The organism is Paenibacillus nanensis (assembly GCF_003583765.1).
GTDB lineage: Bacteria > Bacillota > Bacilli > Paenibacillales > Paenibacillaceae > Pristimantibacillus > Pristimantibacillus nanensis.
The window spans coordinates 1-16,340 of record NZ_QXQA01000024.1 but is presented as its reverse complement, the minus strand read 5'-3'; the positions used below and the strand labels follow the sequence as shown (position 1 = coordinate 16,340).

Annotated in this window: 13 protein-coding genes; 3 read left to right on the top strand and 10 right to left on the bottom strand. The window is 51.5% G+C overall.

All coding sequences use genetic code 11. From position 1 onward, the window contains the following. Positions 1-35: 35 nt before the first annotated feature. Complete coding sequence (locus D3P08_RS25390) at positions 36-1,043, bottom strand: methionine ABC transporter ATP-binding protein (RefSeq protein ID WP_119602961.1); 1,008 nt, start codon at positions 1,041-1,043, stop codon at positions 36-38. 370 nt (positions 1,044-1,413) lie between these two features. Between D3P08_RS25390 and D3P08_RS25385 the strand changes: the two genes are divergently transcribed. After that, entirely contained in the window at positions 1,414-1,716 is a 303-nt protein-coding gene (locus D3P08_RS25385; protein WP_119602931.1) for a hypothetical protein, read from the top strand. Positions 1,717-1,765: 49 nt separating this feature from the next. Here D3P08_RS25385 and D3P08_RS25380 read toward each other — a convergent pair whose 3' ends face one another. Then, complete coding sequence (locus D3P08_RS25380; protein WP_119602930.1) at positions 1,766-2,416, bottom strand: TetR/AcrR family transcriptional regulator; 651 nt, start codon at positions 2,414-2,416, stop codon at positions 1,766-1,768. Positions 2,417-2,595: 179 nt separating this feature from the next. Between D3P08_RS25380 and D3P08_RS25375 the strand changes: the two genes are divergently transcribed. Beyond that, the gene (locus D3P08_RS25375; RefSeq protein WP_119602929.1) at positions 2,596-4,008 is read left to right on the top strand and encodes an MDR family MFS transporter; all 1,413 of its coding nucleotides are present in this window, start codon (positions 2,596-2,598) and stop codon (positions 4,006-4,008) included. A 245-nt stretch (positions 4,009-4,253) separates the two neighbouring features. Here the strand turns inward: D3P08_RS25375 and D3P08_RS25370 are convergent, their stop codons facing one another. Both D3P08_RS25370 and D3P08_RS25365 read right to left on the bottom strand, forming a co-directional pair. Next, positions 4,254-5,753 carry a UxaA family hydrolase gene (locus tag D3P08_RS25370; protein WP_119602928.1) on the bottom strand — a complete coding sequence of 500 codons (1,500 nt, stop codon included), beginning with the start codon at positions 5,751-5,753 and terminating at the stop codon, positions 4,254-4,256. Continuing rightward, positions 5,746-7,233, bottom strand: a complete 1,488-nt coding sequence (locus D3P08_RS25365; protein WP_119602927.1) for a tagaturonate reductase — start codon at positions 7,231-7,233, stop codon at positions 5,746-5,748. The genes D3P08_RS25370 and D3P08_RS25365 overlap by 8 nt, the downstream gene beginning before the upstream one ends. A gap of 131 nt (positions 7,234-7,364) precedes the next feature. On the opposite strand from D3P08_RS25365, the gene D3P08_RS25360 reads away from it, so the two are divergent. Further along, a complete protein-coding gene (locus D3P08_RS25360) occupies positions 7,365-8,234 on the top strand; it encodes a helix-turn-helix domain-containing protein (RefSeq protein WP_338068745.1) in 870 nt (289 codons plus the stop codon). A 49-nt stretch (positions 8,235-8,283) separates the two neighbouring features. Here D3P08_RS25360 and D3P08_RS25355 read toward each other — a convergent pair whose 3' ends face one another. The 6 genes from D3P08_RS25355 to D3P08_RS25330 form a co-directional block, all read right to left on the bottom strand. Beyond that, positions 8,284-9,321, bottom strand: coding sequence for an aromatic acid exporter family protein (locus D3P08_RS25355; RefSeq protein WP_119602926.1), 1,038 nt, complete (start codon positions 9,319-9,321; stop codon positions 8,284-8,286). A 141-nt stretch (positions 9,322-9,462) separates the two neighbouring features. Further along, on the bottom strand, positions 9,463-9,885 hold the full coding sequence (locus D3P08_RS28115) for a DUF1259 domain-containing protein (RefSeq protein WP_119602925.1): 423 nt from the start codon (positions 9,883-9,885) through the stop codon (positions 9,463-9,465). 15 nt (positions 9,886-9,900) lie between these two features. Continuing rightward, on the bottom strand, positions 9,901-10,341 hold the full coding sequence (locus D3P08_RS28110; protein WP_240647746.1) for a DUF1259 domain-containing protein: 441 nt from the start codon (positions 10,339-10,341) through the stop codon (positions 9,901-9,903). 132 nt (positions 10,342-10,473) lie between these two features. Next, positions 10,474-11,664, bottom strand: coding sequence for a sensor domain-containing protein (locus tag D3P08_RS25340; protein WP_119602924.1), 1,191 nt, complete (start codon positions 11,662-11,664; stop codon positions 10,474-10,476). Positions 11,665-11,781: 117 nt separating this feature from the next. After that, on the bottom strand, positions 11,782-13,365 hold the full coding sequence (locus tag D3P08_RS25335) for a methyl-accepting chemotaxis protein (protein WP_119602923.1): 1,584 nt from the start codon (positions 13,363-13,365) through the stop codon (positions 11,782-11,784). A gap of 177 nt (positions 13,366-13,542) precedes the next feature. Further along, positions 13,543-16,340 (bottom strand): S-layer homology domain-containing protein (locus tag D3P08_RS25330; RefSeq protein ID WP_119602922.1); only part of this gene is annotated, 2,798 nt, incomplete at its 5' end.

The following is a 16,340-nucleotide window of genomic DNA, read 5'->3' as shown; positions in this document are numbered from 1 at the left end:
CGTAGGCTCTTTCTCAACATTCGCAGCCAGCATCATCATAGCTCGTTCACCGCCAATCCGCGCGTCTTAAGCTCGGCGATAATCCGATCCACATCATCGTCGCTGCCTCGCAGTTCTACAATGAGCTGACCGTAAGGGACATCCTTCATACGAGAAACCGTCCCCTGCAATATCGCGAACGTAGCATTTGTCCCCCGAACCGTCTCGTATAGGACTGGCTCGTACGTCTGCTCGCCGCGGAAGTTAATCCGCACGACCCGGCCGTCTCCTTCAAAGGCGCTAAGCGTGTCGTTCCCGAGCGTATCGGATACCTCGCTTACGAACTCCTTCGTAATCGAATGCACCGGGTTCAGGAAGACGTCCAGCACCGTACCGCTCTCCACGATTTGCCCGTGCTCCATCACCGCTACCCGGTCGCAAATCGAACGGATGACGGCCATTTCATGAGTAATCAGCAGAATCGTAATGCCCATCTTGCGGTTAATGTCCTTCAGAAGCGACAAAATGCTGTCCGTCGTCTGAGGGTCGAGGGCCGAGGTCGCTTCGTCGCAAAGCAGCACCTCCGGATCGTTGGCCAGCGCTCTCGCTATGCCCACCCGCTGCTTCTGTCCGCCTGACAGCTGGCTTGGATACTGATGCTGCTGTGCCGTCAATCCGACAAGCTCGAGCAGCTCATCTACCCGCTCTTTAATCGCTTTGGACGAAAGCTTTGATATTTTAAGCGGAAACGCGATATTATCTCTAACCGTCGCGGTCGAGAGCAGATTGAAATGCTGAAAGATCATCCCGATCTTTTTCCGCTTCTCCTGCAGCTCCTTTTCCCCCAAGGCGGTTAGATCGACTCCTCCGACGATCACCGTTCCGCTGGTTGGCCGCTCCAGCAGATTGATGCTGCGGAGCAGCGTGCTCTTGCCTGCGCCGGAACGTCCGATCACGCCGAATATTTCGCCTTTCTCCAGCTTTAAGTTAACGCCGCGCAAAGCGACAAACGGTTCTGCCTTTTTCCGTATGTACGCTTTCTCGATATCTATTAATTCAATCAGCCGAAACACCCCCTGTTGCAAGCCGTTCAATTCATAGTATTTTCATTGGAATAGTATATTATAGTTTTTTCGGTATAGCAATAGAACCTTACGCTCTATTTTTCAAATGAACGGAGCAAGATATGCACGCATCAAAAAAAAGCATGCCCCATTAGGGGCACTACGTTATTATGGCTTGGCCTATCGCGAATATCAATAGATATTTTTTAACAATTTCATGGCTAGACAAGGCGTATCGCCATACTAATCGATAGAATCGCAAATAAGAGCTGCATGCTGTGAGATTTGGCACAGATTTTCTGTTCAACAACGACGCATAATAAGCGTAACAAGAACCTCAGTTGATCCTGAACGCGAAAGGAGAACCCTCATGCGGGAATGCTTGTTTCATTTCAAATGGATGAAAGGCGATAAATCGAAGGAGCTGCGCGCCTTGACGATGGTGCCGGACAATAAAGAACCGGATATTTCCGACTTCATCCGCGCCTTCCATACGCTCGGCTATGATGTTGAGCTCGAGAATGAACGCGAGCTGATCTTTCACTCGCTCGCCGGGAGCGAGCCTTACAAGCTTGATATTACGAGAATCGAGCTGAAAGGCGGGCATCAGGAGATGCCGGAGCATGACGGTGAGCTGCGGGCCATCCTGGAGCATCTCATTCAGCACCACTAATCCCGGCACTTCAGATACGGCTGCGCAGAGCGATCTGCGCAGCCGTTGTTCAATTAGGCGTATGAAAATAAAAGTTAGCCAAAACGCTTCGTTTCATTTCCTCTTTAAAAGCCTCGGCATTCGCGCATTGATCCGACAGGCTGGCGGCGTAATGCGGCATAGTGGCCAGCAGCGAGACCGAATTGATCAGCATAAGAAAAAATAGCCCGGGCTCCTGCTTCGGGATCACCCCTGCCTGCATACCTGCTTCGAAAAACGGCTTATGCTCGCGAAAAATCGGACCCAATAGCTTACTCATCAAATAGTCCGACCGCTCATTTTGATTGACCGCATCATGCGTAATAAACATGCCGTGGTACGGATGCTCGAAGCTGAATTCCACAAAGTCCTCTAGAAATCTCCTCATCAACGAGCGGATATCTTCTTGGTCTATTAACGAAACCAGATCGCGAAAAGGCGCTCTCGCCCGAATTTGCACAGCCAAATCGTCGACGACCGCTTTCCAAAGATCAAGCTTCGATCCGAAGTGATGCGAGATTAAGGCCACATCGACATGCGACAGGCCCGCGATCGTGCGAAGGCTTGTCCCCTCATAGCCGTTCTTCGCGAACTCGGTTAACGCGTTGGATAATAAAAATTCCCGGCCAAACTCGGTTTTTTTAGGGGGACGGCCGGGACGTCTTTTCGTTTCGCTCTTCATGGAGCACACCTGCTTTCAAAAAAATAATTCATCAACTGTTGACTTTAATTATTCATCGAATGTAGAATAAATCGAGTTGAAGCTTAGTATATAACGTATTGGAAGGATGAACAAACAACGTGGAGTCAACAGCATCGAAGCCCTTACATTCAGAAACAACTTATCGTGTCGCACCCATTATGATCGCCATATGCATTGCCGGTTTTATCGGGATGTTCAGCGAGACTGCGCTTAATATCGCGTTAAGCGACCTGATGGCGTCTCTCCATCTAACAACAGGTACGGTGCAGTGGCTGACAACCGGCTATCTGCTCACGATGGGCGTGCTCGTTCCCGTATCGGGCTTGCTCATGCAATGGTTCACAACCAGACAGCTATTTATGACCTCCCTCTCCTTTTCCATTGTAGGCGCGGTCGTCGCCGCTTTATCGGCTGACTTTAGTCTACTGCTCATTGGACGTCTGCTTCAAGCGGTCGGCATCGGCATCGTATTGCCGCTATTATTTAATATCATTCTCGTTATCTTTCCGGTTGAAAAGCGCGGAGCGGCAATGGGCACGATGGGGCTGGTCATCATGTTCGCTCCCGCAGCGGGGCCGACCATGGCCGGGCTTATGATTCAATATTTGTCGTGGAACTATATTTTCTGGTTTACGATTCCGTTCCTTCTCCTTTCGCTCTTTATCGGCGCCCGGTATATGCAAAATATCGCGGCCATTACGAAGCCGCGGGTCGATTGGTTCTCCATCCTGTTGTCCACGATCGGCTTCGGCGGGATCGTCTTCGGCTTCAGCCATGCCGGTGAAGGTAAAGGCGGCTGGGCTGACCCTATCGTTATTGCTTCCCTAGCGTTTGGTATTATTGCGTTAATCGTCTTCTGCTTGCGCCAGACAACTATGAAGCAGCCGATGCTGAATCTTCAGGTGTTTCAATACCCCATGTTCGTTGTCGGCCTCACGATGGTTTTCCTTTGCTTTATGATCATTATGTCAACGATGCTTATTCTGCCGATGTATTTCCAAGGCGCGCTCGCTATGACAGCGATGGCTGCAGGCTTGACGCTGCTCCCCGGCGGGATCGTAAACGGACTTCTCGCTCCGGTAACAGGCATGCTGTACGACAAGCTCGGTCCCCGCTTCCTCGTCATTCCCGGCTTCGCCATTATCGCGATTACCCTGTGGATGATGACCGGCTTCTCGGACGATACATCCACCGTGTTGGTCATTGTATTGCATGGCTTGTTAATGATCGGGATTTCCATGGTGATGATGCCTGCGCAAACAAATGGCCTGAATCAGCTGCCTCCTCATTTGTACCCGGACGGCACGGCGTTTATAAACACGCTGCAACAGATTTCAGGAGCCATTGCGACAGCCGTAGCGGCAAGCATTATTTCAAAAGGGATGGCGTCTTATCTGAGCGCCTCAACGAATCCCGCAGCGGAGGCGGAAAAAGCGAGCGCGATGGCGTTAGGCTCCCAGAATGCCTTTATGTTTGCCTTCATTGTAACGATTGCCGGCTTTGTGATTTCCCTCTTTATCCGGCGCGTAAAGGCAGAAAAAAGCGCGGAGCGCCAAATGCCGATGCATTAATGCATGAATCTAGCAGCTAAAACCAAAATCGTGACGGGATGAACAAAGACTGTCTTCGCTTAAATTCGCGGCAAAGACAGTCTTTGTGCTTTAAATGTATAATGCTTCTCATTTCCGCATGCGCGAAAGATCAGGAAACAGAAGGTTGTTCTCGAGATGGACTTGCGTGAACCTATCGTCCTCTAGCGCGGCCAGCTGTGACTGCAACCACTCGGTTTACGACACTTACGGTGAACATGCCGCAGCTAAAGAATGACGCCATCCTTAAAAATCGCGATTTCCCGGAAGCCGTTGCGCTCGTTATGCGTTTTCCTGGCTCCGGATGCTAGCTCAATGAGCTGCCGCCATAATTCATCGGTCATCTCCGCCATCGATTTCCCTTCAAGCAGCTGGCCCGCATTATAATCGATCCAATTTTTCTTCCGCTCCGCCAGCTCCGAATTGGTAGAGATTTTGACCGTTGGGACCGGGCCGCCGAACGGCGTCCCCCTTCCCGTCGTGAACAGCACGATATGCGCGCCGGCTGCGGACAGCGCGGTTACGGAGACGAGATCGTTGCCTGGCGCCTCGAGCAGATTAAGCCCGTTTTTGCGAACCCGCTCGCCGTACTTCCTTACATCCCGCACGATAGCGCGGCCGCCTTTTTGCGTGCAGCCGAGCGACTTCTCTTCCAGCGTGCTTATCCCGCCATCCTTGTTGCCCGGCGACGGATTTTCATAGATTTCTTGGCCATGTCTTATAAAATACTGCTTAAAGTCGTTAATCAGGGTTACGATATTTTCAAACACTTCCGTATTCGCCGCCCGATTCATGAGAATCGTCTCCGCGCCGAACATCTCCGGCACCTCGGTCAGAATCGCCGTTCCGCCTGAGGCGATCAGCCGGTCCGACAAGCTTCCGACGAGAGGATTGGCGGTAATGCCCGAGAAGCCGTCCGAGCCCCCGCACTTCAGACCAAGCTTCAGCTTGGACACCGGAACGGGCTCCCGCTGGAACGTTCCCGCGTACGCGATTAATTCCTCGATCAGCTCAAGCCCCTTCTCCAGCTCATCCTCCTCGGTCTGGGCGCACATAAACTTTACCCGCCGCGGATCATAGCCGCCGATTGCTTGCTTGAAGGACTCGATGCCGTTATTTTCGCAGCCCAGCCCTACGATAAGAACGCCGCCCGCATTCGGATGGTGGACGAGCGAGGCGAGCAGCTTTTGGGTATATTGCAAATCATCGCCGAGCTGGGAACAGCCGAACGGGTGCGCAAAATGAAACACGCCGTCCACCTGTCCGCCGGCAAGGTCATTGCCGCGCTTGGCCAGCACCTCGCAGGTTTTGTTAATGCAGCCAACCGTATTAATAACCCAAATTTCATTGCGGATGCCGACATCGCCGCTCGCGCGCACATAGCCTTGGAAAGTCGGAATTTCACCAGCCGGAAAGAATACGGGCAGCTCCTGCATCGACGGCTCGTAGCTGTAATCTAGTATGGCGCCGAGGCCTGTTCCTAGATTATGCGTATGCACCCATGAACCCGGCGCAATATCCTGCTTGGCTTTTCCGATGGAGTAGCCGAATTTATAAACATCCTGCCCGGCGGAAACCGGAACCGTCAATATTTTATGACCCCTGGGAATATCCTCTTGTACAGCCAGCCGCTCACCGTTCTCCAGCTCAAGCACGTCTCCGGCGGGTAGAGGCGCCAGCGCGATGACGACCTGATCCCGCTCTGACAGACGAACCCAATTATGCACGGAACTCACCCCGCTCCAAACGCTCGATTTGCTCTGTTACCGCTTCGCTTAATGAATTCCAAGCGGACAAGTTTTGCCCCCACAGCTCCTCGTCGGCAAGCAGCGCCTTCACGACAGGAAGTACCCCGCTGTCCGCCGCGTCCCAGTGCTTAGCTATTCGACTTAATACTGCAGCGTCATCACGAACAACATAGGGCTTTCCGTCCAGATCCTTTCCTTGGAAGCCGCCTTCTTCGCCCGGCGTTACTCGATAATAACGGATAAGCGCCGCTAAGCTCCGCGCAAGCCCTGCCGGCACCTGCTTGCCTGCCTCGGCATAATAAGCCATTGTCGGCAGCAGACGGGCTTTGAATTTGCTGATCGAATTCATGGCAATGTCCGACAGACGATGGCGAATATAAGGATTCCCAAAGCGGTCGAATACGCTTCTCGCGTAGGCCTGCAGCTCTTCTTCCCCATAAGGCAGCGTCGGCAAAATGTCGTGCTGAACCGTCGCCTTCACCATAGCCCCAAGCACCGGATGCTCCAGCAGCTCTCTTACGTGCTCGACGCCATGAAGCAGCCCGATCGGCGCCATCCACGTATGGGCCCCGTTCAAGATCCGCACCTTACGCTGCTGGAACGGCGTCAAATCCTCCGTCCAATGGACATTTAGTCCGGCCTTCCGAAGCGGAAGAAGCGCTTCCATGTCCGGCTCGGCCTCAATCGCCCACAAATGATAAGGCTCCGCCGTGCAGAGCATCGCATCCCGGTAGCCCCACTCCTCAAACCAGACCTCCGCTTGCGCGTCATCCGGGTAACCGGTCACGATCCGGTCGACCAGCGAGTTCAAGAACCGGTTATGCTCCTTCACCCACTGCTGGAAAGCGGCTGAATAATGCCAGTCTTCCGCGTAACGAAGCACCGCTTCCTTGAGCGCGTCGCCATTTCGCGGCAGCAGCTCGCAAGGGAGCAGAATAAGTCCCTTCGAGGCGTCGCCGTTATAAGCATGATAGCGTTCGTGCAGCAGATAGGCGATTTTCCCCGGATAAGAGAGGATCGGACCCTCGGTCAGCGGCTCGGGACGATAGACCAACCCGGCCTCGGTCGTATTCGATACGACGGTCCGGAGATCCGGGCTGACCGCGAGCTCGATGAGCCGCTGCCATTCCGAGTACGGGTCGAATACTTGGGAGAAGACTTGAATAATCTCTGTGCGCTTAACGGGCTGTCCATTCTCAAGCCCTTGCGTGACGAGGGTATACACGCCGTTCTGCTGCGCCAGCTTATCAATCTTGGCTTTCCCTGCAGGTCTTGGCTGCGTGACCGCCACACTTCCGGAGAACAGCCCCTGGGCGCGGCAAGTATGGAGCATCCAGTCCACGAACCCCCTGAGGAAGTTGCCCTCCCCGATTTGCAGCACCGTCACCGGAGCGCTCTTTACCGATTCGAAGAGTTCACGGTTTTCGCCGGATAACGCTAGACCGTCCAATTGTTTCATAAGAGCATTCATCCTTCCCTTATTCGCTTTCCCCCATTATAAAATATCAAAAAACAGAATCATATTGCGTGTTATTGCACATCTATACTCTATTTTGATATTCTGAAGCTAAAGATAGAGAAGCGCAGGTGATGCATGTGGAGCCTTTCCGCAAACCGTTTTTCGTCGACCCCTTGTTTCCTTTTCAAATTATCCATAAAACGGTAAAGCTTCCTCAGTTCGAGCTTCCCGACCATCTTCATGATCTGTACGAGCTTGTTTATATCTATCAGGGCACAGGCACCTTTTTTATCGACAAAACGTTGTATGACCAAAAGCCCGGCGATCTGTTCATCATACCGGGCAATACGATCCATCGGTCCATTCCGGATGAAGCCAATCCGATCCTCTCGACCGCTGTATTTTTTGCGCCGGCGCTTGCCGGAACGGGGACGTACGAGGACTCTTACTCCTTGCTGCAGTGCTTCGATCGAGCCCGCAAACGCAAGAGCTATAAGCTCGAACTGCCTGACTCTCTTCGCGCCGCGATCGAATCGATGCTGACGTTCATCCAGGAAGAGAACAGGGGCCGGCAGCATCATTACCGCGCAGCCATCCGATTGGAATTGGGCCGTCTGCTTCTTCAGGTAAATCGTCATCTGGCTGAGCAATTGACGGCTCAATCGCCGGAGCAGAAACGCGGTCCGTCATGGATCGTGGAGACGCTCCACGAAATCGACGCTCATCCCGAGCGTCCGTACAGTCTGGTTTCTTTTGCCGAAAAGGCCGCTGTGTCGGAAGCGCATTTCTCTCGCGCCTTTAAGCAGTTCACCGGCATGAATGTGACGGATTACGTGAATGCCAAACGGATTATCCGCGCCAAAGAATTGCTGCTCGAAACGGACGACAGCGTTGCCGCCGTTGCGGAGAAATGCGGGTTTGCGAGCATCCCCCATTTTCACCGCATGTTCAAAGCGTTTACCGGCTCGACGCCGACCTCTTATCGGAAAGCCAACCAATAAGAAGACCCTTGATTCATCAGTCGAAACTGATCAACCAAGGGTCTTGCCTTTAGGCCGAAGTCGCCTGCTCTGCGTCATCCGAGTCCGTATGGTCGACTAATCGGTCCGATCGAATCGTCTGATGCCCGTAATCATAAATGGCCGCGGCGACAATGAACAGCCGGAGCGCACCGTCCCTGTCTTCATTATAGCAATCGGTCGCGTGCTTCATGAACGCATCGTTCGCTTCCTCGATCGACTCGGAAATCCAGATGCCCGGCTTCACCTTGTCTTCAAACTTGAGCAGCACATGCTCATTGAACTTGATCAGTCTCTCCAAATGGCCGTCATAGTTCATATTGATGTCCGGCGTCCGTTCCGCCTGGAAATAATGCTCCTGTATCGCCTCGAGCACCTCATAGCCCTTATGTAGGTTGTGCAGCAGCTGTTTGTACACGACAATATGGCGCTTTTGCCGGTATTTCGCGCGCTTCAGCTTCTTGAACTCCTCTTCCAAGAGCTTATACTTATCCGTCAAAGACTTGAGCTTATCCTCCACTTCCTGCATTTGCTCCCGAAACACCTTCTCTTTGATTTCATCGGAAATCGCAGTGCGAAGCAGCAGGGAAAGCTGGTTGAAGACCGAGTGGATCTGCTTATTGATTTGCTCCTTTGGATCAGGCGGGATAAATGCGATATTAAGCAAAAATGCCGATATGATGCCGATCATGCTGAGCAGAAAACGGTTCAGCGCAAATTGCCACTCCCCAGAAGCCTCCATTACAGACACGACTGTGACCAGCGTCAGGCCGATCGATTCCACCATTCCGATTTTCATACAGATCATGATAACCAGAATGCAGACCACGCCGACGGCGATAGGCTCGTTCGAGAAAAATTTGCCGGCCAGCAGCGCGATAACGGCGCCGAGCGTATTCGCCTGCACCTGCTCGATGAAATGCCGCCAAGACCGGTATATCGATGGCTGCAGCGCGAAAATTGCAGCCACCGCGGCAATTACCGGAGGCGAGAAATTAAGCCAAATGCTGACGTACAGGGCCAGCGTGACTGCAATGCCAGTCTTGAGCATACGAGCTCCAAATGTCATGGCGCCCCTCCTTGATGTCGTTCATACGATCCTATTGTATCAAAGGGAGAGCGGCCAATCCAAACATTGCTATCGCCTTCAATCAAAAAAAGCATGAACGCGATACAGAAACCCAAGCTCATGCCTCGAAGCAGGCTGCCTCTATCTTCTCCCTCTAACGACTCTCGTCGTGAGGACGCTTAACGCGTCTTTCGTTTTTCTCGCGAATGCTACCGGGTTGTCGACCGATTCCCAGTGCATGAACATAAGGCGAGGACTGTCGAAAAGCCAGTGGTTATGGATGGCCGTCACCTTGATACCGTGCTTGCGAAGCCTGCTCGTAAACCGGTTGATCTCCGATTGCAAAATGACGGTTTCTCCGCTGCAAAGGGCTCGGCCGTCTCTGGTCATCGATTCAAAGCTGAACATTTGGGGGACAAGCAAAAACGAGCGGCCGCGTCTGCCAAGGACAACAGGCTTAATATTCGTTCTCGATTTCATGACCGTGCACACCCCGTTCGCGGAGGTATGCATGCCTCCAAGAATTCGGCCGAATTGCTCGCAAGTTCTTTCGAAATTCGCCATGGATAAACCTCCTTTTTATTTGCTAGATCCTCCGCGGACAATGCGGGATGTTAAGACGCGGTTGGCAAAGCGGACTTTCCTTGCGAAGCTAAGGGGCTTATCGATCGCTTCGTAGTGAATGTACATAAGCCGTGGAGAATCAAAAAGCCAGTGGTTATGCGTTGCCGTCACTTTGATCCCTTGTCTCCGAAGCCGCGTAATAAATGGGTTCAGCTCGGATTGCAGGATGACCGTCTCACCGAGGCACAAAGCTCTGCCCTGGCGATCCATGCTTTCGAAAGAATACGCCTGCGGAACAAACATAAAGGATTCCGCTCTTCTGCCTAACACTCTAGGTTTGATGTTCGTTCTCGACCTTGTGGCGGTACATACGCCGTTAATCACAGCCGGCGTCGCGTTCAAGATTCTCGCAAATCTTCTACACAAATCAGAAGGCTGTATCTTATGCATTGCCATTGTCATCACCTCGAGGTCAATATATGAAAAAGCCGCGAGAATGCTTTAGATGAGTAACTAGAGTCGTTTCCTATTTTTCATAGAAGAAAGCCCTCAATCCGTCAGCTTTAACTAACGAATCGGGGGCTTCCTTTACGTTTCTATTTTCGCTTCCCGTTTGGACCTGTACATCGCAGCATCCGCATGTCTGATAAGCGCCTCTACCGAATCGCCGTCTTCGCGGAAGTAAGAAAAGCCAATACTTGCTGAAAGAACATGGGTATGCCCTGCAATACGGAAAGGCTCGGCGATGGCCTCCTTGACCCGCTCGATTAAGATTGTCAAGTCCGTCTTGCTGTTCATGCTGGTCAGAAGGATCGTAAACTCATCCCCTCCCCAGCGGGCCACACATTCCTTATCGCCAATGGCAGCCGTTAACCTATGCGCTACTTCGATAAGCACCACGTCGCCTCTGTCATGACCGAAACGGTCGTTGATCGCTTTAAACCCGTCCAAGTCGATTAACAATAAGGCATGAAGCTCGTTCGCTGCTCCCTTTAGCCGGGCATTCACCTTGTCAATAAAGAGACGCCGGTTCGGCAAATCCGTGAGGCTATCGTGGAAGGCCAAGTGCAGGATGGTTTCCTCGGCTTCTTTCCGGTCTGTAATGTCCCAGCCAACGCCAATGCTCTGTATGATGTCTCCCGATTCGTCGCGTATATATTCGACTGTCGTCTCGTACCAGCGATAACCGCCGTTTTTATGACGAACGAGGCCCGTGAATTTCACCGTGTTTTGATCGACAAACAAGGAGCTTCGGTGCTCCAGCAGCTTCTTGTTCGTCTCAGGGTGATTAAAAGATGCAGCCGTCTGCCCGACCACCTCCGCAGGCGTATAGCCAAGGAGTGCCTGCACGGTAGGGGAAACGTAGGTGAATACGCCGTCTGCCGATATAGAAGATATGATGTTTTGAGATTTCTCGGATAAGAACGAAAACATCTCTTGCGCATCTATTAGTTCCTTGCGATGCTCCCGATACCGCGACACCTTCTCGATTCGGAATAGACTTCCATGTTCTAGCGGAATAGATGCTAATTTCACATAGACAGGGTGCCCCTTTTGATGCTGCATCGGCAGGATGGAACGGCTAGCCGCTTCACCTGCCAATAATTGCTCCCATGTTAGTTGTGAAATTTCCTCGCGTGTGTAACCTAGCATGGCTAGCAGCGAAACATTTGCATACAAAAAATGGCCTTTTTCGTCTACGATACATATCCCGTCAGAATGATGATCAAATAGCTGCTGAAACAGATCAGGCTGAGCGATTGCGTTTTTTTGCGGCATATTTTTTGTCCACCTTCTATGACCGGATGAAATCTGCTACATGCATTATAGTTATTATTCTATCATACGAAAAATCCCGCTGGAGGATCCAACGGGATTTCATCATTTTTTTATGAACTAGACTTTAAACACGCTTACCGAATGATGCAGCTCCTCAGCCAGCTTCGCAAGCGACTGCGATGTGGCAGCTGTCTCTTCCGTCGCCGCCGCGGTCTCTTCGCTGATGGAAGCGATCGATTCGACCGATTGTGACACCTGTGCGGTTTGCGCCGCTTGTTCCTCGCATGCTGCGGCGATCATCGTAATTTGCTCGGAGGTATCATTCACTTTTTGCAGGATCAAATCGAAGGACTCCTGCGTTTGTCTGGAATGGCCTACTCCCTCTGAAACCGCTTTGACGCTGTTGTGCATATTAACCTGCATCTTACGGATGATACCCGAGATCTGCTTGGTTGCGTCGATGCTGCGTTCGGCAAGCTTACGCACTTCATTCGCAACCACGGCGAATCCGCGGCCCTGCTCGCCTGCGCGGGCTGCTTCGATTGCCGCATTAAGCGCGAGCAAATTGGTTTGCGAGGAGATTTCATCGATTACGCCGATAATTTCGCCGATTTTCTCCGAATCTTCTTCTAAAAGCTTCATCTTTTCGCTTACATCATCCATGCCTTGGATCGAGGCTCTTATGACGGCGCCGCCTTCCATCGCGATGGACAAGGTTTGAGCGGACATTTCTGCGGCATCTTCCGCCCGGCCCGCGACGTCGTTATTCGCAATCGACAGTTCCTTGAATAGCTCGGCTATCATCTGGCTGTCTTCGGCCAGCTTCATGTTGCCGGCGGACACCTCTTCCGTGCTTGAAGAAATTTGCTGGCTCGATGCCGCTACATTGCCTGCCGAGTCCAAGATTTGGTTAACCAAGCCGCGCAAATTTAGAATCGTGGAATTAAACGACTCGCAAAGCTGACCAATCTCATCCTTCGATTTATAATCAGCCTCAGCCGTCAAGTCGTTATTTTTCAGCCGAGCCATGACCTCCTGCAATTTCCGGACCGGCCTTGTAATGGTACGAACAATTAGCCAGCCGATCATTCCGCACAGCACGATCGAGAGAGCCGCGATCCCAATCGTTAAACGATTTGCTTTTTGTGCGCTGCTTTTGCTTTCCTCGTAAAACATTTTGGCGTCTTCCTGCTGGTACTTGACGATGGTGTCGATCGCTGTAATCATATCCTTGCGAATCGGCTTTAGCTGATTAATGTACACTTGATACGCCTCATCGCTGTTTCCGTCAATGATATGCGTATCGAAGCCTTTTTTCGCGTCGTTATTTTTTTGGACTAACGATTTGAACAGCAAGTATTGCTCCTCGACCTGCGGGGTCGTCGGAATCGCTTCGAACGTTTTTTGCATGGCAATGTTTTCTTGAACGCGGTCGTCGATTTGCTTCAGCAGAAATTCATTATTTGTGGCGTCCGTATTGATAAGACGCTCCAAATTGTAGGAATCGATTTGCGAATTGTTAAACAAAATACCCTCAATCAGGGCCGAAGCAGTCATTTTTTCTTCATACATTCGTTTGGAGTTTGTGGTGACGCTCTCCAACGAGAGGTAACTGGAAATACCGATTACGACAATAAAGGCCAGCGATAAAATGAGGAGACTGAAGATTTTGGTAGATACTTTCCAATTACGCAATAACATGATGGCCCTCCTAGAAATATGATTCTAGTACATTCATCGGCATCTCATTCCATGAATTCCATGATGAATTATTGGGATTCCGTCTGTAATTTGGAAGCTTTGAAGAACAATGAGAAAAGACGCTCCCTATGCCATAATTAACATGGCGCAGGAAACGTCTTGAGCATGCTGCTATGATCAAATCAAATTCGATTTCTGAAGGAGACGCTGTACGACCACAGCCACTTCAGCTCTTGTTATATACGCTTTTGGTGCAAGCTCTGTGCTGCTTCTACCCGTAATCATGCCTAATTTTACACTGTCCGCGATGCTCTCTAGTGCCCAGTCGGAGACTTTGGCCGCATCTGCGTACGGTTGGAGAATATCCTCTGCAGGCTGGATAGGAAGCTTAGCCTTCAGGCTTGTCATTTCCATCGCCCTTGCGATAATGACCATGGCCTGCTCACGTGTAATCGGGTCATTCGGACCAAAGGTGCCGTCCTCATATCCATTGATCAGCTTATACGCGTACGCCGTTTCAATCGCGCTGCTGTACCAAGCGGATTCATTCACATCCGAGAATGGAACTGCTCCCTCTTCCAATCTTAGTCCTAGGCCGCGTACAATAATGGCCGCAAATTCTGCGCGGGTAATGTTGCGGTCCGGACTGAATTGCCCTTCTCCCGTTCCTTCAATAACCATGCGCGATCCCATATCATTGACTGCCGATTTGGACCAATGACCGGCAACATCTGCAAACTCTATCGGATGCCATACAACGGAGTATGTGCTGTTCGTCAAGCTATTGATCACCGCGTAATATTTGCCATCATTCTTGATGACCTTCGTCGGCACGTGGCGCACGGTACCGTCCGGTTCAATGACAACGCCTGTAGTAATTTTGTTCGGGTCGGCTCCTTCCGGAATCGCAACTGTTCGTTCTACGAAGGCGTTGAATTTCTCAACACTTATCGTTGTGTTTCCATACGATACGGTAACCGTGAAGTTGACCGGTGGTACGACAATCGTAAACGCTCCCTTTTTCGCCGCGTTTTCAACGACTTTCACCATATCCGGCAATGGTTCCGCAATTTCAACCTTCACCTTGATATCCTGGAGGTTAACCGACTTGCCGATCTGGCGAGACACTTTGTCGATGTTCATTTGCTGAGCTGGAATGGAATAGGTTGCCCTTTCTGTTTTGATTTCCAGAACAGCAAGCTTGTTCTCCATATTTTTAATCATATGGCCGTTCAGCTCGCCGACCACGATATCTGCATCCGAATTGACAGGGATTGTGACAATCGCGCCAAGTCCTTCCGCATCGAGCTTCTCTTCCAGCTTCTTCTGATCCACAACGATGTTTATGACTTGTTGATTATTAACCGTAGTAACCGTTGCCGTTCCCGCCTTCTCAACCTTTCCATTCACAAGCACTTCAACGCTTATGTTCGGTGCAGGCTGTGGTAACGGCGTTGGCGTTGGCACAGGCGCGTATGGCACCACAGCATTGGATAACGCCGATGGCAAGCTGCTTCCCGCTTCATTGACAGCCTTCACCGTAAACATATAGCTTGTTCCATTATTCAGACCAGTAACGGTTATCGGGCTTGCCGTTCCCGTAGCCTCGATTGAGCCTGTAGAATCTGTTACCACGAAACGGGTGACCGGACTTCCTCCGTTATCGGCAGGAGGATCAAATAAAATGGTAGCCGAACCGTTGCCTGCCTGGGCAGTGATCCCCGTTGGGGCTGATGGCACCGTTATTGGCTTTGCGGTTGCTTCTGCCGAAGATACGCTTTCGCCGCCCGCGTTGCCTGCTGTTACTTTGAAGAAATAGATCGTACCATTCGTCAGATCTTGTACGCGATACGCAGGGACAGTTACAGTAGCAATAGGCAAGCTGCTATATGTCCCTTCTGCATTTTTCATGTAAACCTTGTAGTAGTCAGCGCCGGCAACTGCGTGCCAGGATAAATCGACCGTTTTGTTGCCTCCGACTGCAGCAACATTCTGCGGCGCGCCGGGAACTGTCGGCTCCTCAGCTGGCGCGACCACTTGAGTTGTCGTGAAGGTTACATCCGCCATGTTTGTGGCTGAAATTCTGACCGTTACGGTATACGTTCCGGGCAGCAAACCGCCTTTAGCCCGTATCGTAAAGATAGTCGCCGGTGTGCTTTCATCCAGTGTAGGAACTGCCGGCTGCGTAATTTCGAATTCGTTCGCTCCAGCGCCTTCCAGGGCAACGGCAAGTTGATTTAGCGTCCCTGTGCCAGTGCGTGTGATAGTAATATTTTTTGTTTCTTGCGTTGTATAACCCACCGTTAATGGTGTCAGGACCTGATTGCCAATCGGCGCAATTGCGTAAACCGGATCGGGTGGTAGCACGGCATCTGTAATAACGGAAGCTGTATTCGAGATACCGGCATTGCTGCCGCCTGTTACGACGAGGCGGAAATCATATTCCGTGGACGGGCTCAGACCCGTTACGGTTGCGCTTCCTGCCGTTGGAGCAATCGTTCCCGTTATTGCAGCTGCCCACGTGTTCGTGCCTTTCAGCGACTGCTCGATTATGATTGACGCTGCATTGTTCGCGGGACTCCAGCTGAAATCCGCTGTCGTGCTTGTTTTGGCTGTGCTTGCAAAGTTGCTTACAGGAACGGTCACAGGTATCGATGCCGATGTTGTTACGCTTACGACGTTCGATGTTCCGGCATTGCTGCCGCCTGTTACGACGAGGCGGAAATCATATTCCGTCGACGGGCTTAGACCTGTTACGGTTGCGCTTCCTGCCGTTGGAGCAATCGTTCCCGTTATTGCAGCTGCCCACGTGTTCGTACCTTTCAGCGACTGCTCGATTATGATTGACGCTGCATTGTTCGCGGGACTCCAGCTGAAATCCGCTGTCGTGCTTGTTTTGGCTGTGCTTGCAAAGTTGCTTACAGGAACAGTCACAGGTATCGATGCCGATGTTGTTACGCTTACGACGTTCGATG